The sequence below is a fragment of the Psychromonas sp. KJ10-5 genome (assembly GCF_055808325.1).
This window is the reverse complement of record NZ_CM147864.1, coordinates 1,951,782-1,976,641: the sequence shown is the minus strand read 5'-3', so window position 1 is coordinate 1,976,641 and position 24,860 is coordinate 1,951,782. Positions and strand designations below refer to the sequence as shown.

Annotated in this window: 23 protein-coding genes; 14 read left to right on the top strand and 9 right to left on the bottom strand. The window is 39.0% G+C overall.

Annotation, left to right across the window (positions count from 1 at the left end):
- Positions 1-29 precede the first annotated feature (29 nt).
- Positions 30-1,055 carry a protein-methionine-sulfoxide reductase catalytic subunit MsrP gene (gene msrP / locus AC0L3W_RS08810; protein ID WP_409439151.1) on the top strand — a complete coding sequence of 342 codons (1,026 nt, stop codon included), beginning with the start codon at positions 30-32 and terminating at the stop codon, positions 1,053-1,055.
- Positions 1,056-1,073: 18 nt separating this feature from the next.
- Positions 1,074-1,697 (top strand): protein-methionine-sulfoxide reductase heme-binding subunit MsrQ, encoded by a 624-nt coding sequence (locus AC0L3W_RS08805; protein WP_290041644.1) that lies wholly within the window; start codon positions 1,074-1,076, stop codon positions 1,695-1,697.
- 52 nt (positions 1,698-1,749) lie between these two features.
- Here the strand turns inward: AC0L3W_RS08805 and AC0L3W_RS08800 are convergent, their stop codons facing one another.
- From AC0L3W_RS08800 to dksA, 8 genes are all read right to left on the bottom strand, one after another.
- Positions 1,750-2,886 carry a glycerate kinase gene (locus tag AC0L3W_RS08800; RefSeq protein WP_409439152.1) on the bottom strand — a complete coding sequence of 379 codons (1,137 nt, stop codon included), beginning with the start codon at positions 2,884-2,886 and terminating at the stop codon, positions 1,750-1,752.
- Between the two features lie 167 nt (positions 2,887-3,053).
- Positions 3,054-3,434, bottom strand: coding sequence for an aspartate 1-decarboxylase (gene panD / locus AC0L3W_RS08795; RefSeq protein WP_290041641.1), 381 nt, complete (start codon positions 3,432-3,434; stop codon positions 3,054-3,056).
- Between the two features lie 69 nt (positions 3,435-3,503).
- The gene (panC, locus tag AC0L3W_RS08790) at positions 3,504-4,358 is read right to left on the bottom strand and encodes a pantoate--beta-alanine ligase (protein ID WP_409439153.1); all 855 of its coding nucleotides are present in this window, start codon (positions 4,356-4,358) and stop codon (positions 3,504-3,506) included.
- Between the two features lie 46 nt (positions 4,359-4,404).
- Positions 4,405-5,199: a 3-methyl-2-oxobutanoate hydroxymethyltransferase gene (gene panB, locus AC0L3W_RS08785; protein WP_290041638.1), complete on the bottom strand. Its 795-nt coding sequence runs from the start codon at positions 5,197-5,199 to the stop codon at positions 4,405-4,407.
- A 60-nt stretch (positions 5,200-5,259) separates the two neighbouring features.
- Complete coding sequence (gene folK, locus AC0L3W_RS08780) at positions 5,260-5,742, bottom strand: 2-amino-4-hydroxy-6-hydroxymethyldihydropteridine diphosphokinase (protein WP_290041637.1); 483 nt, start codon at positions 5,740-5,742, stop codon at positions 5,260-5,262.
- Positions 5,735-7,126, bottom strand: a complete 1,392-nt coding sequence (pcnB, locus tag AC0L3W_RS08775) for a polynucleotide adenylyltransferase PcnB (RefSeq protein WP_409440408.1) — start codon at positions 7,124-7,126, stop codon at positions 5,735-5,737. The genes folK and pcnB overlap by 8 nt, the downstream gene beginning before the upstream one ends.
- Before the next feature lie 242 nt (positions 7,127-7,368).
- Positions 7,369-8,262, bottom strand: a complete 894-nt coding sequence (gene gluQRS / locus AC0L3W_RS08770; RefSeq protein WP_409439154.1) for a tRNA glutamyl-Q(34) synthetase GluQRS — start codon at positions 8,260-8,262, stop codon at positions 7,369-7,371.
- Between the two features lie 69 nt (positions 8,263-8,331).
- Positions 8,332-8,781 carry an RNA polymerase-binding protein DksA gene (dksA, locus tag AC0L3W_RS08765; RefSeq protein ID WP_113819424.1) on the bottom strand — a complete coding sequence of 150 codons (450 nt, stop codon included), beginning with the start codon at positions 8,779-8,781 and terminating at the stop codon, positions 8,332-8,334.
- A gap of 274 nt (positions 8,782-9,055) precedes the next feature.
- On the opposite strand from dksA, the gene hrpB reads away from it, so the two are divergent.
- The 5 genes from hrpB (at position 9,056) to rlmF (ending at position 16,029) form a co-directional block, all read left to right on the top strand.
- Positions 9,056-11,536: an ATP-dependent helicase HrpB gene (hrpB, locus tag AC0L3W_RS08760; RefSeq protein ID WP_409439155.1), complete on the top strand. Its 2,481-nt coding sequence runs from the start codon at positions 9,056-9,058 to the stop codon at positions 11,534-11,536.
- A gap of 99 nt (positions 11,537-11,635) precedes the next feature.
- Positions 11,636-13,855, top strand: coding sequence for a penicillin-binding protein 1B (mrcB, locus tag AC0L3W_RS08755; protein WP_290041632.1), 2,220 nt, complete (start codon positions 11,636-11,638; stop codon positions 13,853-13,855).
- A 1-nt stretch (position 13,856) separates the two neighbouring features.
- Entirely contained in the window at positions 13,857-14,276 is a 420-nt protein-coding gene (locus AC0L3W_RS08750; RefSeq protein ID WP_409439156.1) for a SufE family protein, read from the top strand.
- Positions 14,269-15,024 (top strand): DUF3108 domain-containing protein, encoded by a 756-nt coding sequence (locus AC0L3W_RS08745; RefSeq protein WP_409439157.1) that lies wholly within the window; start codon positions 14,269-14,271, stop codon positions 15,022-15,024. The genes AC0L3W_RS08750 and AC0L3W_RS08745 overlap by 8 nt, the downstream gene beginning before the upstream one ends.
- A 39-nt stretch (positions 15,025-15,063) precedes the next feature.
- Positions 15,064-16,029 (top strand): 23S rRNA (adenine(1618)-N(6))-methyltransferase RlmF, encoded by a 966-nt coding sequence (gene rlmF, locus AC0L3W_RS08740; protein WP_409439158.1) that lies wholly within the window; start codon positions 15,064-15,066, stop codon positions 16,027-16,029.
- Between the two features lie 102 nt (positions 16,030-16,131).
- Here rlmF and AC0L3W_RS08735 read toward each other — a convergent pair whose 3' ends face one another.
- Positions 16,132-16,710 carry an acetate uptake transporter gene (locus tag AC0L3W_RS08735; RefSeq protein ID WP_290041625.1) on the bottom strand — a complete coding sequence of 193 codons (579 nt, stop codon included), beginning with the start codon at positions 16,708-16,710 and terminating at the stop codon, positions 16,132-16,134.
- 297 nt (positions 16,711-17,007) lie between these two features.
- Here AC0L3W_RS08735 and AC0L3W_RS08730 point away from each other — a divergent pair, with 297 nt between their 5' ends.
- The 7 genes from AC0L3W_RS08730 to udp all read left to right on the top strand — a co-directional run bounded on the left by AC0L3W_RS08730 (position 17,008) and on the right by udp (position 24,712).
- On the top strand, positions 17,008-17,775 hold the full coding sequence (locus AC0L3W_RS08730; protein ID WP_290041624.1) for an ABC transporter ATP-binding protein: 768 nt from the start codon (positions 17,008-17,010) through the stop codon (positions 17,773-17,775).
- A gap of 68 nt (positions 17,776-17,843) precedes the next feature.
- A complete protein-coding gene (locus AC0L3W_RS08725; RefSeq protein ID WP_290041623.1) occupies positions 17,844-18,617 on the top strand; it encodes an ABC transporter substrate-binding protein in 774 nt (257 codons plus the stop codon).
- Positions 18,618-18,765: 148 nt separating this feature from the next.
- On the top strand, positions 18,766-19,506 hold the full coding sequence (locus tag AC0L3W_RS08720) for an ABC transporter permease (protein ID WP_290041621.1): 741 nt from the start codon (positions 18,766-18,768) through the stop codon (positions 19,504-19,506).
- Between the two features lie 2 nt (positions 19,507-19,508).
- Positions 19,509-20,183 (top strand): ABC transporter permease, encoded by a 675-nt coding sequence (locus AC0L3W_RS08715; RefSeq protein WP_409439159.1) that lies wholly within the window; start codon positions 19,509-19,511, stop codon positions 20,181-20,183.
- Between the two features lie 467 nt (positions 20,184-20,650).
- Positions 20,651-21,649: a YheT family hydrolase gene (locus tag AC0L3W_RS08710; RefSeq protein WP_290041618.1), complete on the top strand. Its 999-nt coding sequence runs from the start codon at positions 20,651-20,653 to the stop codon at positions 21,647-21,649.
- Positions 21,650-21,899: 250 nt separating this feature from the next.
- Positions 21,900-23,909: a transketolase gene (tkt, locus tag AC0L3W_RS08705; RefSeq protein WP_409439160.1), complete on the top strand. Its 2,010-nt coding sequence runs from the start codon at positions 21,900-21,902 to the stop codon at positions 23,907-23,909.
- A gap of 44 nt (positions 23,910-23,953) precedes the next feature.
- Positions 23,954-24,712, top strand: coding sequence for a uridine phosphorylase (udp, locus tag AC0L3W_RS08700; protein ID WP_290041590.1), 759 nt, complete (start codon positions 23,954-23,956; stop codon positions 24,710-24,712).
- Positions 24,713-24,860 lie beyond the last annotated feature (148 nt).

Genomic DNA, 24,860 nt, shown 5'->3' with positions numbered 1-24,860 from the left:
ATCTTGATTCAATTAAGTGAGGAAAAGATATGCTTATCAAACACACTAAAAAATCACAGTTAAAAGAATCGCAAATAACGAGTGAGTCGGTTTATAAAGAGCGCCGAAATATAATGAAAGGATTGGGGCTTGCCGCTTTATCTTTACCCTTTGCTAAAACGGCAAGCGCTGGTGTTTTTGATATCTTTACCGCTAACAGTAGTGAAGCAAGCGAAAATGCTACTTTTCAAAGGACGCCTTTAAGCTTTACAAAAAATACTCACTTCCAGTCATTAACTAGCTTGACCCCAGAAAGTAAAGTCCTTGAATATAACAACTTCTATGAATTTGGTACCGGTAAAGGAGACCCAGCAGAATATGGTCAACAATTCAAAGTTGATCCATGGTCGCTAACCATTGATGGGCTTGTTGATAACCCTATTACCTTAAACTATGAAGATCTATTAAAGAAATTTGAAATCGAAGAGCGCTTGTACCGTATGCGCTGTGTAGAAGCCTGGTCGATGAATATTCCTTGGTTAGGGTTTACCTTAGCAAGCTTATTAAAACAGGCTGGTATTAAATCAAATGCTAAATTCGTTCGTTTTGAAACAGTCTATGATCCTGAACAGATGCGTGGTCAAAAGTCTCGATTTGTAGGGGGAAGTATTAATTTCCCTTATGTGGAAGGGTTAACGATTGCTGAAGCGATGAATCCATTAGTGCTTATGTCTGTAGGATTATATGGTAAAACATTAGCACCACAAAATGGCGCTCCGATTCGTTTAGTCGTGCCATGGAAGTATGGTTTCAAAAGTATCAAGTCAGTAGTTAAAATTACTGTGACCGATAAAGCGCCTATTAATACCTGGCAAGCGATTGGGCCTGATGAATATGGCTTCTTTGCTAATGTGAACCCTAATGTAGATCATCCCCGTTGGAGTCAGGCGACAGAGCGCTTTATTGGAGAAGGTAATGTTTTCCAACAATCAAGAAAACCGACTTTGATGTTTAATGGCTATGAAGAAGAAGTGGCTGATTTGTATAAAGGCATTAACTTGTCTCGTTACTTTTAATAGCGGTTGATTATATAGATGTCTAAGATTCCGCCATTAGCGATTACCTTACTGAAAGCGATTATTCATTTAGCATCATTATCTACTTTGTTATATTTTTATATACTGATTGATAGTAATCGCTTAGGGGCAGATCCTGTTAAAGAGATGATTCACTTTCTTGGTAAAACTGGGTTGAATTACCTATTGATTACACTCGCTATTACGCCTCTTGCTAAGCGTTTTAAGCAACCTTTATTATTAAGGTTAAAAAGGGTGCTGGGGTTATATAGTTTTGCTTGGATCTGTTTACATTTTACTGCATTTCTTTGGTTAGAGTTAAACTGGAAAGTGGGTTTATTAATAGAAGAAACTATTAAACGTCCTTATCTAACGTTAGGCATGGCAGCAGGAACAATCCTTTTATTATTGAGTATTACTTCTATTAACGCCATCAGACGTAGCATGAAGCAAGCTTGGTTTACCTTGCATAGATGGGTTTATGTGGCGTTAATTTTGGGTACTGTTCATTACTATTGGTCAGTAAAATCTGGCGTGATAGAGCCAAGCATTTACTTTGCGTTGTGTTTTATTTTGTTAAGTGAACGTCGCCAATATTTTAAATCCATATATTCTTCAGTATTTAACAAAGCCCAAAAATAATAGATTTTTATTGATGCTATGTAAAATCAGTTTCACACAGCATCATTATTTATTAACTTTTTAGCGCCCATAGCTGAGCAACATTTTCTGCGACGTTTTCAACGTTAACTTTGGCGTCAGCAAAGGCTTGTTGTAATGTCATTGCACCGGGGACTGCAGCAAACACTGCATCTATTCCACATTCATACACGGCTTGATGGTCCTTTCCTAAACTACCAGCGATACCTATTACTGGAATAGAAAATTGTTTGGCAACCTTGGCCACACCCATAGGTGTTTTACCAAAAACTGTTTGATGATCAATGCGGCCTTCACCGGTGATCACTAAATCAGCCTGTTTCATATCTTCGCTTAATTTAACCGCTTCTAACACTAACTCTATGCCAGGCTTTAAAGTTGCCTTAGCAAAAGCCATTAGTGCTGCTCCCATGCCGCCAGCAGCTCCTGAACCAGCAGTTTCTAATACATTTATAGAGAGTTGTTGTTGTATGCATTGGCCATAATGAAGTAAGGCCTTATCTAAGAGTTCGATATCCTGCTCAGTTGCCCCTTTTTGAGGGCCAAAAACATGTGTGGCACCACGCTCACCACATAAAGGGTTATCAACATCACAGGCAACTAACACTTCACAGGCTTGAAGACGAGGGTCCATTTCATCTATATCTATTTTTGCGATATCTTGTAACCCTGCACCATTAGCAGTAATGACTTGGTTGTTTTCATCTAAGAAGCGAACGCCTAAGGCGCTCATCATACCCATACCGCCATCATTGGTCGCGCTGCCACCTAATCCAATAATTATTCTTTGGGCACCATCATTTAAAGCTGCTTTAATTAACTCTCCTGTACCATAACTCGAGGTGACTTTTGGATCTCTTGCGTGTTCTGGTACGTGGTGTAAGCCACTGGCTGCGGCCATTTCAATAACAGCAGTATTAGAGTCATCACCTAATAGACCATAAAAAGCATCAACGGCTTTACCGATAGGCCCGGTGACTGGTAGGTTATTAACTTGTCCTTGAGTAGCATCAACTAATGATTGAACAGTACCTTCACCGCCATCTGCGACCGGCACTAATACATATTGTGCGTCAGGAAAGACTCTCTTAAAACCGGTTTCAATAGCGATGCAAACTTGTTTGGCAGTTAAACTTTCTTTATACGAATCAGGTGCGATAACGATTTTCATGCTCATCCCTCTGCTTTATAAATATACCTATTATTAACGTTAGCACATTATTGCGGTTGATCCGATAAAAAGGGAAGAGGATAAGTAGATGAGTTATGAGAGGAATAAAAAAGGCCGTTAACAATCAATGTTAACGGCCTCTATACTTAATGACTTATGGCGTCAGATTAAGCAACTTGAATAGGTACGTCTTTACTTGTACGAACTATGTTATTGTCTTTGTCCAAGTAAACTAGGCTTGGTTTGTGGCTTGCAATTTCTTCTGCTTCTAAAGCTGCGTAAGTACAGATTATTACACGATCACCTACACAAGCTTGGCGTGCAGCTGCACCGTTAACTGAAATGATTTTTGAACCACGCTCACCTACGATTGCATAGGTAGAGAAGCGAGCACCGTTTTCGATATTGTAAATTTCGATTTGCTCGTATTCTAAAATACCGGCTTGCTCAAGAAGGTCCTGATCGATTGCACATGAACCTTCATAATTTAATTCAGCGTGAGTAATGCGAGCTTGGTGCAACTTGCCTGTTAGCAGTGTCTTTTTCATACAAAACCTTTAATTTTAAAATTTAAAATGTGTCTGTTTTTTCAATAGGGCGACTATAAAGTAAAAACTTTAAGGGTGCAAATCAACAATAAGGTTGTCAATTAAGCGTGTTTCTCCTAAGAAAGCTGCCATCAACACAACAGCTTGTTTACTGTCGGCAGTCAAAGGCGCTAATGTTATTGGGTCTACAACATGAATTTTATCGGTTTTAAAACCTAAGTGATCCAGCGTTTGACTAGCATCTTTAATCAGTTGTTTATAGCTCCCCCACTTATGCGGTAGCTGTAGACCCAGTTGATTCATTACTTCGGCAATTTTAGGTGCAATTAACTTTTCATTTGCTGAGAGTTTACCATTACGAGAACTCATCGCTAACCCAGATGGTTCACGCACAGTCGGTACTGGAATGATCTCAATTGGCATCGCTAAATCTGTGACCATTTGTTTAATCACACATAATTGTTGAAAGTCTTTTTCGCCAAAGCAGGCGACATCAGGTTGTACTAGATTAAATAGCTTAGCCACTATGGTACTTACACCTCGAAAGTGACCTGGGCGTAATTCACCCTCTAAACAATCCGATACACCAGGCACTTCAACAAACGTTTGTGCATTTAAACCATTTGGATAAATCACTTCTGCAGACGGCGTGAATACTATATCCACCCCAGCTTGTTGTAGTTTTGCACAGTCTTCTTCGAGTGTTTTAGGATAGTTTGCTAAATCATTGGCATTGTTAAACTGCAATGGATTAACAAAAATGCTGACGACAGAAACATCTGCATGTTGTTGGCCTTCTTTAACTAGGGTTAAATGACCTTGGTGTAGGTTACCCATAGTTGGAATAAAACTAACTTGCTGTCCCTGCTGTTTGATATTACGTATTGCCATACGCAATAGCTTAGGATCTTGGATTACTTGCATTGTTAACTCTTACTGATACGTTACGTCATTAAGTAGGGTGCTGGTGTTAATAAAAGCTATGCTCTGCACCAGGGAATATTTTATTTTCTACTTGTTCTTTATATAGTTCAACTGCACGACGGATATCGCCTGTTTCTACTAAAAAGTTCTTAGAGAACTTAGGGCAGAAGCCTGCTGAAATGCCAAAGGCATCATGCATAACTAATATTTGTCCGTCGGTTTCTGTTCCTGCACCTATACCGATAACTGGAATGTGTAACGCTTTTGTTACACGTTCAGCTAGTGCTACAGGTACACATTCTAATACGAGTAATTGGATACCAGCTTGTTGTAGTGCTAATGCATCTTCAACTAATTTGTCTGCCTGTGCTTCAGCACGGCCTTGTACTTTATAACCACCAAAAACATTAACAGATTGAGGGGTTAGCCCTAAATGACCACAAACAGGAATACCACGTTGCACTAAGCCGATTACCGATTCATTTAACCAATCGCCACCTTCTAGTTTTACCATGTTAGCACCTGCTCGCATTAATGTTGCTGCATTGCTATATGCTTGTTCTGGGGTTGCATAAGACATAAAAGGTAGGTCTGCAATGATTAATGATTTTTCAGTCGTACTGGCAACAGCTGCTGTATGGTAAGCGATATGTTCAACGGTAACAGGTAGTGTAGAGTCATGCCCTTGTAATACCATTCCTAGAGAGTCACCTACTAATAAAACTTGAATACCAGCTTGATCAAAAATAGCCGCAAAACTAGCATCATACGCGGTAATACAGGTAATTTTCTCTTGCTCTTGTTTCATTTTAGCTAAACGAGAAACGCTTACTTTAGCCATTATTGCTCCTAACTAGCAGTGTTTAATTGGGGGATGATTTTACTGGGGTAATCAATTAATTCAACCAGTAATAGCGGTCAGACCATTTTTATCACAATCTTTTAGCATCTCGATCAAAGAAGTTCCATTGGGGAGGGTCAACTTAGGTGCTATTTCAAATAAAGGATAAAGCACAAATTCTCTATCCTGCATGCCATAGTGGGGAATAGTTAAGCGTTGGTCATTAATGACTTGATCTGCATATAACAGAATATCTAAGTCTAAGGTTCTAGGACCCCAACGCTCTTCTTTACGTTCCCTTCCTTGTGATTGCTCAATTTCTTGCAGTGCGTCTAATAAAGCAACTGGAGATAAATTAGTGTCTATTGCAGCAACCGCATTGATATAGTCAGGTTGATCTTGTGGGCCCATTGGTGCGCTGCAATACAGAGATGAGCAGCTAATTAAGCTTGTTTCTGCAATATTGTTCAATGCGCTGATCGCTTGTTTAGCTTGTTGAATTGGATCTGCTTGATTGCTACCAATTGCGATGTAACTAATCATTATTTTTACTCACAGCTGGTTTGCGTTTAGGCTTACTGTAACGACGCTTTTTAGCTGTTCTGTCAGCATTCGGTTTGTATTCTTTTGCTTTATTGGTATGGCTGCGCGCATTATTGTGCTCAGGCAACTTGTTATGAAGTTGGTACTCTTCCCACCAAGCCGTTAATTCAGCAAGCTCTCGACTTTGCTCTACACGGGCTCTTAATGATAGGAAATCAAAGGCCGCACGGAATTTCTCATGCGCATAAACGCGTTGTGCTCGTTTGCCACCAAACCGCGGTAGGCGGTGCTGTAATACCCAGATATCGCGAATAGCAGCGGTGAAACGTTTAGGTATAGCAATGGTTTTCACTTGAATGGTCAATACTTCATTCATTGCCAGCATAAAGGCATCGTGTAGTTCAATCCCGCTTTCAAAGCTCATCTCTTGCGCGCGCTGCTCAAGTGGGTACCAAAGCATCACAGCGTAAATATAAGCGGGTGTAACTCGTTTACCTTCAGCAATACGTGTATCAGTATCGATTAAGGCCTGTTCAATCATTTTAGTCGCTTTATCGTCTTCTCCACCCTTAAATAGGATAGGAAATAACACAGGTAGTAGCTTGTATTCTTTTAATAGACGGTAAGTGTCTAAACCTTGGCCTGATAATAAAAGTTTAATCACTTCATCAAAGTGGCGAGCAGCAGGAATATCTTGCAATAATGAAGCTAAACGGCGAATTGGCTCTGCGCACTCATCGCTGATAGATAAATCTAATTTTGCGGCAAAACGAATGGCACGTAACATGCGTACAGGATCTTCACGATAGCGAACTTCAGGCTCACCAATTAAAGTTAAACGGCGCTGCGCTAAGTCATCCATACCGCCACAGAAATCGTAAAGCGAAAAGTCTGCAATGTCGTAATACAGTGCATTGACAGTAAAGTCACGGCGCTCGGCATCTTCTTCTAGTGAACCATAAACATTATCACGTAATAACATGCCTTGTTGTGATTGTTTTACCTTTTGCTTGTCTTGTTCTGCTTCGTCATGGTGACCACGGAAAGTAGCAACTTCTATGATTTCACGTCCGAAAAGAATATGTGCCAAACGAAAACGACGACCGATTAAACGACAATTTCTAAAAAGCGCTTTTACTTGTTCTGGTGTCGCATCGGTAGTGATATCAAAATCTTTTGGCTTTAACCCTAAAAGTAGATCGCGCACGCCGCCACCCACTAATAAAGCACGGTAACCCGCGTTATGTAAACGATAAAGAACCTTTAATGCATTTTCATCAATATCTGAACGTGAAATAGAATGTTGTTCACGTGGAATGCGATATTGTGATAATGATTTAGTCTGTTCGGTTGCTTTCTTTTTTTGAAATACTTTTTTTACCAGTTTGCTTAAGCGTTTAATAGCTCTATCCTCTGCATCTACTTAGATGGAATTAGTCTGAAAAATTGTGCGCTTATTTTATGTGCGCTGATGCTTAAAAACAAATTAAATTTATATATCACTACTATAGCGTTTATTAAATAACCTTTACTGCGCATAAACACTACATTACCTAGTTAATATTTATTCATCTATCGAATTATTTAAATCTGTAAGAGATAACTCAACAGGGCTGAATATTAAACTTATATTTGAATTTCTCTTTGTTTTGGGACGTTATCTAACGACCAGTGTTGTATTGCCCAACTTAAAATATCACTACAACTTTGTTGTGGGACATTATTTGGGACAGGGTGACCTAAAAAATCCAGTACTTTTTTTAATGTAGGTATTGGGTTTAATGTATCAACGGCTGTTGCATGATTCTGCTTAGATAGTTTTAATCCAGGTGAAGAAACGGCAACGGGTAAATGTACATAATTAGGTTTATTTGCACCTAATAGATGATACAAACACAGCTGTTTTCCTGTGGTACTGATTAAATCTGAGCCTCGTACAATCTCTGTTATGCCTTGTTCAATATCGTCAACTACTACGGCTAAGTTATAAGCATACAAACCATCTTTACGTTTAATAATGAAATCGTCTTCAACGTCTGATGGTGCAACAGTTATGCAACCCTGCAATTGATCTTCGAAGTATGCCGGTTTGTGAGTAATCGACAGTAAATTAATACGCAGAGCGTTATTACAGAGGGGATTGTTAAGGCCGCGACATGTTCCTGGGTACAAACCACCTTGTTCTTTAATCATTTTTCGAGTGCAACAACAAGCATAACATAAGCCTTGATTAATCAATGAGGTTAATACTGTCTCATAGTTAGCACTTTGTTGGTGTTGATAGATGACTGGCCCATCCCACTGTAAACCATACGCCAATAAGGTTGTTAAGATATCTTCACTGGCACCCGCTACTTCACGTGGTGGGTCGATATCTTCGATGCGTACCTGCCATTGTCCGTATTGAGATTTAGCTTGTAAGTAACTACCAACGGCTGCCACTAAAGACCCAAAATGCAAAGGGCCGGAGGGGGAAGGTGCAAAACGCCCAATGTAAGATGTAGCTGTTTGTGAATCCAATCTTTTATACTCTATAAACAAAAACGGCTAGCAATCGCTAACCGTTTTAAGCTTAGTTAATTGTATTAATTAACCAATGCTTTGTTTTTCTTTAATTTCGGCAAGTGTCTTACAGTCGATACATAAATCAGCAGTAGGACGGGCTTCTAAACGACGAATACCAATTTCTACACCACAAGATTCACAGAAACCAAAATCATCTTCTTCTATTTTTTTCAATGTTTTTGATATTTTCTTAATCAGACGACGTTCGCGGTCACGAGCACGAAGTTCTAGGCTGAATTCTTCTTCTTGTGTAGCACGGTCAACAGGATCAGGGAAATTAGATGCTTCATCTTTCATGTGATCTACAGTGCGGTCTACTTCTTCACGTAGTTGTGTTGTCCAAGCTGTGAGAATATTAGTAAAGTGTGCGCGTTGCTCTTTACCCATATACTCTTCGCCAGGTTTCTCTTGGTATGGCTCCACTCCAGCAATAGCTAAAATACCGAGTGTTTTCTTGCTTGTATTAGCAGGCATAAACTTTCCTTCCAGTGATGCAACTTAAATCATCTTTAAACGCATTAAAACGGTGATAAATATAAACAATTGGTTGAACAAACTTTGCTAAGATAGTGGCATCAGTTTTTTTTCGGCGGTATCTATAGCAAGCATATTTAATAAAGTCAAATAAAGAGTTACATATTGTGAAGTTGTGGTCTTATTTTTGCATTTTGCTCACAATGCGTTAAATAACCCTGTTTTTTATTATTTATTTCTAGTATCGGTTTTTGTAGTTAAGGGTTGTCATCTTATGTTACCTATTCAAACAGTATTTGCTGAATTACAGCGTCAACTTACTGTGCATTCACAAGTGATTTTACAAGCGCCACCTGGTGCTGGTAAGTCTACCTTCTTACCCTTAGCTCTGCTAAATAGTGCTGCTTTTAGCGGCAAAATTATCATGCTAGAACCAAGGCGTTTAGCAGCTCGTAACATTGCTTATTATTTAGCCGAACAGCTTGGTGAAAAAGTCGGTGGGAGAGTAGGTTACCGTCTACGAGGTGAATCTAAAGTTAGTGCAGAAACTCAATTAGAAATAGTCACCGAGGGAATTTTAATTCGTTTATTACAAAAAGATCCTGAGCTCACGGGGATTGACTTGGTTATTTTTGATGAGTTTCATGAGCGTAATTTACATGCGGACTTAGGATTAGCTTTTTGTTTAGATGTGCAAGAAAACCTACGAGATAACCTCAGTATATTAATAATGTCTGCAACATTAGACAATCAGGCTTTACAGCAACATTTGCCCAATGCCGGTTATGTTAGCTGTGAAGGACGAGCCTTCCCCATCGATTATATCTATTATAGCGGAAAATTAAGTACCAAAGCTGAGCAACAAAGTGCATTAGTCGCGTTAGTCAAAGAGGCCTTTCAGCAGCAAAGTGGTAATATTTTGGTGTTTGTTGCTGGCGTGAAAGAGATTTTACAGTGTTGCCAAGCATTACAAACCTGGATTGAACAACATCATTTACCAGTGCTGTTGGCACCTTTATATGGTCGATTGAGTTTAGATGAGCAGCAGCTTGCGATCCAATCTCCACCACTGGGTAAACGAAAAATAGTGGTATCGACTAATATTGCAGAAACCAGTTTAACGATTGATGGTATCACAGTGGTGGTTGATTCTGGACGTGAAAGAAGTTTTCAATTTCAATCCCATACGGGTATCGGAAAATTAAAAGATCAGATGATCAGTGAAGCCAGTGCAATACAACGTGCAGGCCGCGCAGGGCGACTTAGTGCAGGGACCTGTTATCGATTATGGTCTAAAGAAACGCGTTTAAGATCGCAAAACGAAGCGCCCATTATACAAAGCGAACTGACCGATTTAATGTTAGAAGTAAGTGCTTGGGGAGTTACTCATCCTGATCAACTGCCATTTTTAACGCAACCGAATGCACGTAATGTACAAGTGGCTCTTCAGTTACTACAAAAACTTAATGCAATTGATGAAAGAGGCCGTTGTACTCAGTTAGGTAATCGCATTATTGATTTTGGTTTAAGTCCTCGTTTAGGCGCGATGTTGATTGCTGCTAAGCAATTGGAAACTTCATTAAATGAATCGGGAGTAGTGGCGTTAGCCTGTTTACTGGCTGCATTAATAGAAAGTAATGAAAAAAGCAGCGATGACATTAATAGTGCATTGGATAAACTATCTTATTCAGTTAATCAGCAGTATCGAGTATTACTGAAAAAATGTGCGGCTAAAGCACCTGCGCAATTACCGCGCGCGTATTGTGGATTATTATTAGCTATCGCTTTTCCGGATCGGATCGCCTTATGCCGAGGGCAAAATCAACAACAAGACTATTTACTCAGTAATGGTGCTGGGGCTCATTTGTCTGCGCACTCTTCGTTAATTGGTGAAGAAATGTTAGTGGTGACCGATCTTGCTTTATCTGAACAAAGAGCAAATAGCATTATTTTCAAAGCTGCAGCGGTGAGTTTGATAGATATTAAAGCGCATCTTGCCCATTACCTAAACCATGAGGATTATCTTTGTTGGTCATTAAAAGAAAATAAACTAATTGCTGAACGCCGCTTAATGTCAGGAAAAATAACCCTTAACAAAGTGCCGTTGGCTAAAGTGACTAAGCAACAAAAATTACAAGCGTTATTGAATGGTCTACGCCAAGTCGGGTTATCAATGTTATATTGGAGCGATGCGAATAAAGCCTTATTAATGCGATTAAACTATGCATCTCAACAATATAGTGAATTCCATCTAGCAGAATTTGCCGAATTTAATGAACAGGCATTAATTGATTCTGTAGATCAATGGTTAGCCCCTTTTTGTATTGATGTGCAGCACCCAGAGCAATTTAAGAAAATTGATCTGAAAAGTGCTTTATTATCCCGTTTAACATGGGCACAACAACAACGATTTGAAAAAGACTTCCCAGTCACAATTACCGTGCCCACGGGCTCTGCCATTAAATTGCAATATCGCGATAAGCAATTACCTTTATTGTCAGTAAAAATGCAAGAGTTGTATGGACAAGCGCAGACACCCACTATTTTAGATGGGCGTATTCAAGTACAACTGGCGTTACTTTCACCTGCAATGAAACCATTACAATTAACCCAAAACCTACAATCATTTTGGGTGGGGGCTTATCTGGAAGTACAAAAAGAGATGAAAGGACGCTACCCAAAACATTATTGGCCTGATAACCCAGCCACTGCTGTTGCTACACGTAAAACTAAAAAGCATCTATCTATGGGGTGATATCAGCGCATAAACTAAGTAGTATGAGCGGCGCATTGATGAGTGAAATATTATTCACTGAATTATCTATTATATTAAATTGAGTTAATTAAATCTGTTATGGCAAAAACACCACAAAAAAAAGGCACGGTAGACAAGCCGAAAACCGCTGCTAAAACCAATACTAAAACCAACACAACAAAAAGTACCGCCAAAAAAAACACAAGTACGCGAAAGAAAACAGTGCGTAAGCCGATAAAAGCACCGCTTAAACACCGTATATTAAAAGCAGTTTGGTCATTTACTTGGAAAGCAACATTGGCTTTTATTGCTTTTATTGTTATTGCTGGTATCTATTTTGATAAAAAAGTGGAAAACCGTCTTGATGGTTCAACATGGGATTTGCCAGCTACACTTTATGCTCGCCCATTATTGTTGAAAGTTAATGAGCCATTAGCACAAAGCGCTTTAGTCAGTGAATTGAAATTACTTAACTATCGAGCAGTACAACGGATTGAAAGCGCAGGGCAATTTGCAGTGAATGGTAATCAAGTGACTATCTACCGCCGTGCTTTCGACTTTCCTGATCGTGCTGAAGCGGCCGCGATTGTCAGTGTCTCTTTTGATGGTAATCGTATTGCAAGCTTAAATAAGCGACAAGGGGAGATTGCTGAATTTCGTTTAGATCCTTTGTTATTAGATAGATTGAACAGTAAACAGATACAAGACCGTGTGTTTGTACCATTTCAAAAGATCCCTGATCTGTTAGTTAATACCTTAATATTAATGGAAGATCGCGAATTTTATCATCATCAAGGGGTATCACCCTTTGCCATTTTACGTGCTTTTATGGTGAATATGAAAGCAGGACGAACAGTACAAGGTGGCAGTACCTTGACGCAACAGTTGGCTAAAAACCTATTTTTATCACAGGAGCGTAGTTTATGGCGTAAATTTCAAGAGGCTTATATTGCGGTCTTGATCGACCATAAATACAGTAAAGATAAAATACTAGAGTCTTACCTAAATGAAGTCTATCTTGCTCAAAATGGTGCAACGGGGGTATATGGTGTTGGTCTAGCCAGTGATTATTATTTTGCTCGTCCCATTGATGAATTACGTGTTGAGCAAGTTGCATTGCTGGTGGCTATTATTAAAGGGCCATCCTATTACAACCCAAGACGTAACCCTAAACGGGCATTAGCCCGTCGAGACTTAGTATTACGCTTAATGTTAGAGCATAACTATATCAATACAGCACAATACCGTATTGCGGTTAATAGCCCCTTAAATTTAAGTGGTGCAAAGGCATTAAATAATCGTGCGAATCCTGCTTTTGTTAGTTTATTAAACCGTGAATTAGTGAGTAATGTACCGGCTTCGATTCGTAAGCAAAGTGGTTTATCAATTTTTACTTCTATTTCTCCTTTGGCGCAAAAGAATGCTGAAATAGCGATTCAAAGTGGCATTAAAAAAGTACAGAAAAAAGGGCAAGATGATCTACAGGGAGCGATGGTGATCACTGATCGTCAATATGCTGAAGTCCGCGCCTTAGTGTCAGGTAAAGATGTCAAATTTAGTGGTTTCAATCGAGCATTAGATGCCAGTCGACCTATTGGCTCTTTAGTTAAGCCTGCCGTGTATTTAACTGCGTTAGATAATGGTTATAGTCTAACGGATATCTTAAATGACAAAGAAATTGTGCTTAAAAACAGTACTGGGCAACGCTGGAGACCAAAGAATTATGACCGGAAGTTTCGTGGGCAAGTAAGCTTAGAGCAAGCATTAGTGAGTTCTTTGAATGTCCCTACAGTAAACCTAGGTATGCAAATTGGCTTAAGTAACGTCATTGATAGTTTACATGCGATGGGCGTAGAGCAAAAAATCAAAGCTTATCCCTCTTTAGTACTGGGAAGTTTGTCTTTATCTCCCTTTGAAGTTGCACAAATGTATCAACCCATTGGTATGCGTGGTATCTATAAACCGTTGACTATGATCCGTACTATTGTTTCTAGTGATGGTATTCCCTTGTATCAGCGTAGCCCTGCAGCGCGACAAATATTTTCAAGTACAGCGGTGAATCAACTATCAAGTGCATTACATAAAGTCACTACAGAAGGGACAGCTAGAAGCTTACGTTGGCGCAACCCTGGACAAAACTTCGCTGGCAAAACAGGGACGACTAATAATCTTAACGATAGTTGGTTTGTTGGTTTTGACCAAGATGAAGTCGTGACCACTTGGGTGGGTAAAGACAATAACAAAAGTGCAGAACTAACCGGCAGTAGTGGTGCGTTAGTTTTATTTTCAGGTTACATGAAACAAAAGGTAGGGCAGTAAAGTGCAAGAATTAACCTCTATTACGCAATTTGAACACTTAAAAACTGCATTCTCAGAGAATAAAAGTTGGGATGCTCAGTATCGTTTAATTATACAGCTTGGAAAGATATTAACGCCTTTTCCAGCACATTTAAAAATAGAATCAAATCAAGTAAAAGGTTGTGAAAGCAAGGCTTGGTTAACTTATTCTGAACAACAGGGGCTTTATACTTTTATCATGGATAGTGATACCCGAGTAGTAAAAGGATTAATGCGAATTGTGACAATTATCTTTAATAATAAAACAGCACAAGAGATTGCTTTAATCGATTGCGATGAACTATTTGCACAATTAGGGTTACTAAACCATCTAAGTCCTTCTCGAAGTAATGGCCTTTTTACCATTATCAACACTATTAAAGGAGTTAATCATCTTGATTAACAAACGATATATCACTTTATTTAGTTTATTGTTTTCACTATCAGGAATGGCTAACGCTGCTTCTGAGAACAATGAGCAACAGAATGAAGTTGCACAAACTTCGATTCAACAAACGCCCCCTAATCAACGTTATACCTACGATGTTTTTTATAAAGGGTTGTCTATAGGGCAAATGAAGCAAGAGTATCATTGGACTGGCAATCAAGTTGTGGTTGAGTCTGATGCCGACTTTTCATTTTTATTGTTTTCATTTGGCGGTAATCAACAATCTGATATTTATTGGAGTGAGCAAGAGCAACGCTTTTTGAGTAGTGCGTTCTTTCGGAAAAGCAGTGGTTTCAGTACGGTTAATATGACTGCTAACTTTGACCAAAACGGTCGTAACTCTGTGATTGTTAATAATGGTGAACGAACGGAATACAGTAATCCTGAAGGTCCAATTGTTGATTTCAATACCATTAATTTACAAATTAGCGAAGGGCTCAAATCTGGGCAAACCGATTTTGAATTTTATATGCAAACATCGGATGATATTGCACATTACTTTTTTGAGTTAAAAGGTAAAGAGACGATTAAAACTAAATTCGGCGAGTTAGAAGCTTACCGTGTGCAACAAGTTAGAAAGAAAGATCGTACGTTTATTGCCTGGTTTGCACCGCAATTTAATCACCAAATGGTTAAGTTTGAATATCAGCGGAAAGTGTTAGATATCAGTGGTGGATTAGTGGATTACCGTACTGATTTTTAAGCAATTATTTATATTATACGTCATTCCATGGATTCCATTGTGAACACTGAAAAAACAAAAAATATAGTAAAACTAACTTTACACCCACGTAACTTACACCAAGGGCAGTACGACTTTGTTAATTTAATGGCAGCTTGCCCTGAACTGAAACCTCATGTGATCACCAATCCAAAAGGTGAGTTAAGTATTAACTTCAGTGATCCTCAATCGGTCTTGTTATTAAACAAAGCGTTATTAGCATATTTTTACGACATTACCTTTTGGCAAATTCCAGACGGTTACTTATGTCCACCGATTCCTGGGAGGGTTGACTACCTCCATTATATTGCTGACCTATTAAGTGATAGCTTTCATGATGAAGTACCTACAGGTTCTCAGATAAAAGGCTTGGATATTGGTTGCGGTGCGAATTGTATTTATCCTATTTTAGGAAGTCGAAGTTACGATTGGTCATTTGTCGGCGCAGATATTGATTCCCTTGCGGTAAAAACGGCATCGTTATTGGTTAAGGCTAATCAAAATATCAGTAAAAAAATAATCATACGTCAGCAAAAAAATAAACAGCATATTTTAACTGGCATGGTAAAAAACTCAGATCGTTTTGCCTTTACCTTGTGTAATCCACCTTTTCATGCATCCATGGAGGATGCTGCTGCAGGTAGTCAACTTAAACAAAAAAACTTGCGTAAAAAAGCAGTCAATGCGGTTGCCAATGCAAAGTCTGAATTAAATTTTGCGGGTAAGGCGCATGAGTTAAGTTGTGCTGGTGGTGAAATTGCCTTTGTAAAACAGATGGTCACGGAAAGCTCGCTCATCAAAGATCAGGTCTGTTGGTTTACCTGTTTATTGTCTAAAGGTGAAAATGTCGCTCCGATTAAGAAGCTATTAAAGCAGTGTGATGCACATGACATTAAAGTCGTAGAGATGGCACAAGGCCATAAAATCAGTCGTTTTATTGCATGGAGTTTTTTAACGGAACAACAGAGAATTGCATTTTTTGTATAAGTTGAATATTTGGGGGGACCTGTTAAAAACGAACACCCATAAAAAAAACCGAGCTGATATAGCTCGGTTTTTAGTTAGGGTAATAACCTTCTTTAATAAAAGTTACTTTTCACCAATTGGTAGGACTGTGCGACCGTATTGTTCGTTGATTACTTCAGCCATAGCCAAGTAAATTGCACTGAAACCACAAATAAGACCTTCAAAGCCAGCAATACGACCAATTAATTCATTACCTGTGAAATCACGGATAGCAAGTAGGAAGAAAAGTACCGTTAAGCTAGCAAAAATGAATTGTAATACTCGGTTACCACGTAGAGTACCGATAAACATGAATGCAGTGAAGATTCCCCACATCACTAAGTACCAGGCCATGAATGCATGTGGTGTTGCTTGTGTTGGACCACTTTCTAAACCAAGTTGTGGGAATAGCAATAAAACCACTAGGCTGATCCAGAAAAAACCGTATGAAGTAAATGCCGTTAGACCAAAAGTATTACCTTTTTTAAATTCTAAAATACCAGCGATAACTTGTGCCGCACCACCGTAACATAAACCCATCGCAAGAATCATTGCACTGATTGGAAAGAAACCTGCATTGTGAATGTTTAACAGTACAGTTGTCATGCCAAATCCCATTAGACCTAGCGGAGCGGGATTAGCGTAATTAATTGATTGTGACACGTCATTTACCTTTTTGTATTATTTAATAGAGTTGAGATCGCGCGCAAGATACCATGTGCTCAAATTTTGTAAAGAAAATCCGTAAAAATTCGCAATATGCTTTGTTTTTCATCAATTTCAGGTAAAAAATGCTAAAAGTGTGCAGTATTGATTTATTTTTAAGAGGAAATGGAAATTAATTTATTGTACATTTTAGTTCATTGGTGCAGAGTAAAAGATTGCGTTAATTTTATTAATCCATTCAATAAACTAGGTACAATATATAATGAACCCGCTTAACCATGATGATAATTACTAATGAATGTACCTACTCTATCGATTAAAAACCTACATAAATCTTTTGCTGATAATCACGTATTGAAAGGCGTCGATTTAGAAGCCCACAAAGGAGATGTGATCTCTATTTTAGGTGCTTCAGGATCAGGTAAAAGTACATTATTACGCTGTGTTAATTTATTGGAAACGCCTACATCTGGTGATATTTTGGTTAACGGTGAGTTAATTAAAATGAAGCAAGATAAAAAACGCGGAGCAATACCCGTTTCAATTAAACAAGTTGAACGTATCCGCAGCCGTTTAGCCATGGTCTTTCAAGGATTTAATCTTTGGTCGCATTTATCTGTACTAGAAAATGTGATTGAAGCGCCTGTTCATGTATTAGGTGTGCCTAAAAAAGAGGCAATTGCAAAAGCAGAAGCTTTATTACAACGTGTTGGATTATATGAACGTAAAGATTACTACCCTGAACAACTGTCAGGTGGACAACAACAACGGGTTGCTATCGCTCGTGCGTTAGCTGTTGAACCAGAAGTCATGTTATTCGATGAACCTACTTCGGCATTAGATCCCGAATTAGTAGGAGAAGTGCTGACAGTTATGCGCGACCTAGCAGAAGAGGGACGTACTATGCTAGTGGTGACACATGAAATGGCATTTGCCAGAGATGTATCGAATAAGGTTTTATTCTTACATCAAGGCTTGGTTGAAGAGCAAGGTAAGCCTGAAGATATCTTCACTAACCCAACTTCAGAACGTTTTAAACAGTTTATTTCAACTGTGTATTAAATTTATACGGGACATTAAGTCTCGCATATTACTAAAGACAATCATTTATCATAAAATAAGGAAATACCATGAAAAAAATTAGCCTATTAATCGCACTGTTTGCATTTGCATTTAATACTGCACAAGCAAAGGAATGGAAACAGATCCGAATCGGCGTAGAAGGTGCATACCCTCCGTTTAGTAAAACAGAAGAAGACGGCAGTGTAACTGGTTTTGATATTGATATTGCTAATGCGCTATGTGCAGAATTAGAAGCGAAATGTACTTTAGTAAAACAAGATTGGGATGGCATTATTCCTGCACTTCTAGGTCGTAAGTTTGATGCGATCATTGCAACAATGGACATTACTGAAGAGCGTAAAAAGAAAGTTGCATTCACTAAAAAATACCAACATATTCCAGCACGTTTTGTGGCTAAGAAAGGTACTGCTTACGAAGGTACTGAAGCATTTATGAATGGTAAAAAAATTGGTGTTCAACGTGCAACAACAATGGATCTATACATCTCTGATAACTTCCCATCTGCAAAAATCAAACGTTACGGTTCTGCTGATGAAGCTTACTTAGATTTAAAAGCTGGCCGTGTTGATTATGTAATGGCGGATTCAGCTGCGATTTCTGATGGTCTATTAGCTAAAGAAGATGGCGATAAATTTGAATTTGTTGGTCCTAAGTTAAACGATCCAAAATGGTTTGGTTACGGTGCTGGTATTGCAATTCGTAAACAAGATACTGATTTAGCTGAGCAATTAAACCAAGCTATTGACGCTATCCGTGCTAACGGTACTTACAAGAAAATCCAAGATCAATACTTCACTTTCGATGTATACGGTCAAGAGTAATATAGCGAGTGTTAATGATTATTAACACATTGCGTTAAAATAGAGAGGATGAGCAGCCAACTTTAATATTTTGTCGGTTGTGTCATCCTTTTTTTATGTCAATCAAGTCGTTATCTATGATATTGGCATTTATTAAAAAGAAGTTTATATGTTTTCTTTATACGGTTACCAAGACATTTTTCTAGAAGGTGCATGGTTAACACTACAAGTGGCTTTGCTGTCTTTAGTGCTATCTGTTGTATTAGGGTTATTAGCAGCCCTTGCTAAGTTATCTCACTCGACAGTACTAAAAAGTATCGCAACGCTTTACACCACGATTATTCGTGGTATTCCTGATTTGATTCTGATGTTGCTCATCTTCTTTGGTGGACAGTTATTGATCAATGATATGAGTTACAATTTAAATGAGTGGTTAAATGAAACTCTGACGGGTTATTACCCTGACCACGAGTGGACTGCTTATCTACCTGAATATATTGATATCAGCCCGTATTTTGCTGGTATTGTGACCATTGGTTTTATTTTTGGCGCTTACATGGCAGAAACCTTTCGAGGTGCTATCTTATCGGTCAATAAAGGGCAATTGGAAGCTGCTACCGCTTACGGCATGAATAAATACAAACGGTTTTCCCGTGTGATGTTCCCACAAATGATGCGTTATGCATTACCTGGCCTAGGTAATAACTGGTTAGTTTTATTAAAAACGACCGCACTCGTCTCGATTATCGGTTTACAAGATATGGTTAAGATTGCCGGTGATGCTTCTGGTTCAACGCAGAAACCCTTTACTTTCTACCTAGTGGTAGCGTTAATATTTTTATTTTATACCGCTGTTTCTACCTCTGCACTGAAATGGGCAGAGCGTAAATATAGTATACAAACGAGATAGACATGGATTTTTCAATTATTCTTAATGAATACCCGTTTTATTTAGAAGGGTTATGGACAACCACTTGGTTGGTCGCTGCATCACTGTTGATTGGTTTGGTGATAGCAATTCCTGCGGGTATTTTACGTAGTCATTCAAATTGGTTTATTAAAGGACCGGTTTGGGTTTACATGTATTTTTTCCGTGGCTCACCATTATTAGTACAACTGTTTCTTATCTACTATGGTGCGGCACAGTTTGATTCACTGCGTGACAGTTGGTTATGGTACTACTTTCAAGAAGCTTGGTTTTGTGCGTTATTAGCCTTCGCGTTGAATACAGGTGCTTATACCGCAGAAATCGTTCGTGGTGTGATCAGTACAATGCCGATTGGTGAGTTGGAAGCTGCTAAAGCTTACGGTATGAGCCGCTGGCAACGATTAAGACGCATCACATTACCTAACTCTTTACGTCGTGCGCTACCGGCATACAGTAACGAAATTATTTTTATGATCCATGGTAGTGCGATTGCTGGTGTGGTGACTATCGTTGATATTACTGGCGCGGCTCGTGTTGTTAATGCGCGTTACTATGCGCCATTTGAAGCTTATTTAGCGGCAGGGCTGTTATACATGTGCCTGACTTTTTCTGTTATTTACCTATTTAAATTATGGGAAAAAAGTTACCAGCATAATTAACGTTGAGTTAAATTCTTAATACTATGGCAGTAAGCCCGACGAACTTTTGTTGTGCTTACTGGTCTTACTTCTATGTTTTAAATCCCCCTACTGCACAATAAACCGATGATTTAGTCTCGTGGTTTAAGTATTATATTTATTTTTTAAAAAGAAGTTTTATACCAATTACATTCAATAAGTGAGCTAAATTTTGCGCAGAAAAAGTGACTTAGTTTAAGGCGTAATTTGAGCCTTTCGAAAATTAATTTCGATTAGCTTTGTTAATAACGATTAAAGAATTAATAGGAAAATGTTGAAGCTTTAATCGTTATTATATTTGCGGAAATTACAACGAAAAATGAAGTTATTGTAACAAGTAAAATAGGTCAGTTAATTCTGTGATTGGTATTATACAGCGAGTTTTGTCATATAACTGTTAACTTTGTTAATTAGTCTAGGGTTAATTAATTGGTAATGAGTGAGAGCAAATGAATCAATTTATACCGGCAAAAGGACTTTCCAATCAGCACATACAATCTATTCTGTCTAGTACTGGGCCTCGTAAATGGTTTGAGAAGAGGCGCTGCTCAGCTTTAATTGCTTCTGCTCAATCAGAAATTATCACGACTCCGCAAGGTGTTAAGTTACAAGGGTCTTTATCTAAAACTGCCTCAAAATCAAAAGGGCTTGCTATTATTTTACATGGCTGGGAAGGTTGTACTGACTCTCTATACATGTTGTCTAATGGACAAAAGTTGTTAGATGATGGCTATGATGTTTTTCGCTTAAATTTCAGAGACCATGGTGGAACTCAACATTTAAATAAAGAGATATTTAACTCGGTCAGTTTGCTTGAAATAGTTGAAGCTGTGAAATATTTATGTACGCAATACGGTGGTAAACATAATTTACTGTGTGGTTACTCTCTAGGTGGCAATTTTTGTTTAAGAGTCGCTAATCTAGCAAAAGAGTGTGGTTTAAAATTAGATCAAGCGATTGCAATTTGTCCTTTACTTGACCCTCCAACCACCATGAAAGTATTGAGTAATGGTTTTCCTATTTATCAAAAATATTTTGTCAGAAGGTGGAAGAGCTCATTGACTGAAAAGTTAAAACATCATAGCCACCTAAACTACGGTGAAACCTTAACTAAATTGCATACTTTAGATGCCATGAATCAATTCTTTGTGACTGAACATACTGACTTTAATAGTACAGATGAATATCTACGTGGCTATTCTATATTGGGTGATGCGTTAAATAAACTCAGTATACCCAGTACTATTATTACCTCTTTAGATGATCCGATTATTCCAGCCCATCAATTAAAAGATTTAATCTCTTCTCCTTGGTTAACAGTTGATTTGCAAGAGAAAGGCGGGCATTGCGCATTTATCAAAAACTGGAAATTAGAAAGTTGGGTATGTGATCGTGTTGTTCATTATGCGAGTCTACAGTTTAACCAGCGCTTTATTTATAATAGTTAATCATCACTTTATTCAATGATATTTTTTATTATTAATGCCCTAGCCGAGCAATCGTTTTGCTAGGGCATCATTTTAGCACAGTCATATCTTGTATTTTTAAGCTAGGTGGTTAAAAACAACATATTTTGTGTATAGATTTTTTATGCGAATACTTTTAACCATTGTGTCGATCTAGATCTCACTTTAATCCCTATTTACTTCTTACACTGACTTCACTTTATTCAAAACCTTTTTAGTGTTGGAGTTATTAATGTCAACAAAGCCTTCAAGTTTACCTTCTCGTCAAGCGTTAGCTAATGCCATTCGTGCCCTTAGTATGGATGCAGTACAACAAGCCAATTCAGGTCACCCTGGCGCACCAATGGGGATGGCTGATATTGCACAAGTGTTATGGACTGACTTCCTAAAGCACAACCCAACGAACCCAGATTGGGCTGACCGCGATCGCTTTATTCTCTCTAATGGTCATGGTTCAATGCTTATCTATTCTCTATTGCATTTAACCGGTTATGACCTTTCAATCGAAGACCTTAAAAACTTCCGTCAACTGCATTCAAAAACACCGGGTCACCCAGAGTATGGTTACGCACCAGGTATTGAAACAACAACAGGTCCACTAGGCCAAGGTATTACCAATGCAGTGGGCATGGCGATTGCTGAAAAATCTTTAGCGGCACAATTTAACCAAGCAGGCCATGAGATTGTTGACCATAACACATACGCTTTCTTAGGCGATGGTTGTTTAATGGAAGGTATCTCGCATGAAGCTTGTTCTTTAGCGGGAACATTAGGCTTAGGCAAACTGATTGCCTTCTGGGATGACAACGGCATCTCTATCGATGGTGAAGTAGAAGGTTGGTTCACTGATGATACGCCTAAACGTTTTGAGTCTTACGGATGGCAAGTACTGTCAGTAGACGGTCACAATGCAGAAGAAATTAAAGCGGCGATTATTTCTGCTAAAGCAGAAACCACTAAACCAACGATTATTTGTTGTAAAACGATTATCGGCTTTGGCTCTCCTGCTAAGCAAGGCACACACGATTGTCACGGTGCACCTTTAGGTCACGATGAAATTGCAGCAACACGCAAAGCATTAGGTTGGGAGCACGGTCCATTTGAAATCCCAGCTGATGTTTACGCAGGTTGGGATAACAAAGCACAAGGCCAAGCGGCAGAGCAATCTTGGGATGAGAAATTTGCAGCGTATGCAGCGGCTTACCCTGAGTTAGCAGCAGAATATAAACGCCGTGTTAATAACGAGCTACCTGCTGAGTGGGAAGCGAAGTCTTCAGCTTACATTGCAGACTTACAAGCAAACCAAGCGAATATTGCAACGCGTAAAGCATCGCAAAACTGTATCGAAGCTTACGGCGCAATGTTACCAGAGTTACTAGGTGGCTCTGCAGATTTAGCACCATCTAACTTAACCATGTGGTCTGGTACGAAAGCGATTACTGCAGATGATGCATCAGGTAACTACTTACACTACGGTGTTCGTGAGTTTGCGATGGCCGCTATTATTAACGGTATTGCGTTACACAAAGGTTTTGTACCTTACGGTGCGACTTTCTTAATGTTCATGGAATATGCGCGTAACGCACTGCGTATGTCTGCATTAATGAAGCAACGTGCTATTCAAGTATTTACGCATGACTCAATTGGTTTAGGTGAAGATGGCCCAACACACCAACCAGTAGAGCAAATTGCTAGTTTACGTTTAACACCGAACATGAACACATGGCGTCCATGTGACAGTGTTGAATCAGCTGTAGCTTGGAAATTTGCCATTGAATCGGTTGATGCACCAACGTCACTGATTTTCAGTCGTCAAAACTTGAAGCCACAAGCGCGTGATGCACAGCAATTAGCTGACGTTGCTAAAGGTGGTTACGTATTATTAGATTCTGAAACACCTGCAGAGATTATCTTAATCGCAACAGGCTCAGAAGTTGAATTAGCGATGCAAGCGGCAGCTGAATTAACAGCGCAAGGCAAAGCGGTGCGTGTGGTATCGATTCCTTGTACAGAGCAATTTGAACTGCAATCAGCAGAATACAAAGAGTCAGTACTACCAGCGGCAGTGACGAAACGTGTTGCTATCGAAGCGGGTATTGCAGATTACTGGTACAAGTACGTTGGTTTAAACGGCAAAGTGATTGGCATGACAACCTTTGGTGAGTCTGCGCCAGCGGATCAACTATTCGAAATGTTTGGTTTCACTGTACAGAACGTGGTACAAACCGCAGCCAATTTATAATTAGATAAAAATAACGGTAATCCCCCGTTAATGAAGGAGATTTTATGTCAGATGTATTTCACTTAGGGTTAACCAAAGCGATGTTAGATGGATCAACATTAGCGATTGTTCCTGGCGATCCTGAGCGTGTAAAACGTATTGCAGAGTTGATGGAAAATGCGACTTTTTTAGCAAGTCATCGTGAGTATACAAGCTACCTTGCTTATATTGACACAAAACCTGTCGTTATCTGCTCAACAGGAATTGGCGGTCCATCTACTTCGATTGCAGTAGAAGAGCTAGCGCAACTGGGTGTGCGTACTTTCTTACGTATCGGAACAACCGGTGCTATTCAACCACATGTTAATGTGGGTGATGTCATTGTGACACAAGCTTCAGTACGTTTAGACGGTGCAAGCTTACACTTCGCTCCATTAGAGTTCCCTGCGGTTGCTGACTTTAATGCAACCACCGCAATGGTCGCAGCTTGTCGCGATGCAGACATTGAACCGCATGTTGGTGTGACAGCATCTAGTGATACTTTTTACCCTGGCCAAGAGCGTTATGATACGGTCTCAGGACGAGTGACACGTCAGTTTAAAGGATCAATGCAAGAGTGGCAGGAGCTTGGTGTACTTAATTATGAAATGGAGTCATCGACACTATTTACTATGTGTGCTTCACAAGGTTGGGCTGCTGCTTGCGTAGCGGGTGTGATTGTAAATCGAACACAACAAGAGATTCCAGATGAAGCGACCATGAAAAAAACAGAGTCGCATGCAATCTCAATTGTAGTGGCTGCAGCTAAAAAACTATTAAACTAGGCTACAGTTAAAACTAAAACTAAAACTAAAACTAAAAGATCAAAGTGGGTAGTACAATAGGTTGGGCATTTTTAAAGGTTGTAAAAGTGTAATAAAAAATGCTCAACTACAATACAACGATAATAAAAAATAATAGCTTAAGTAAGTA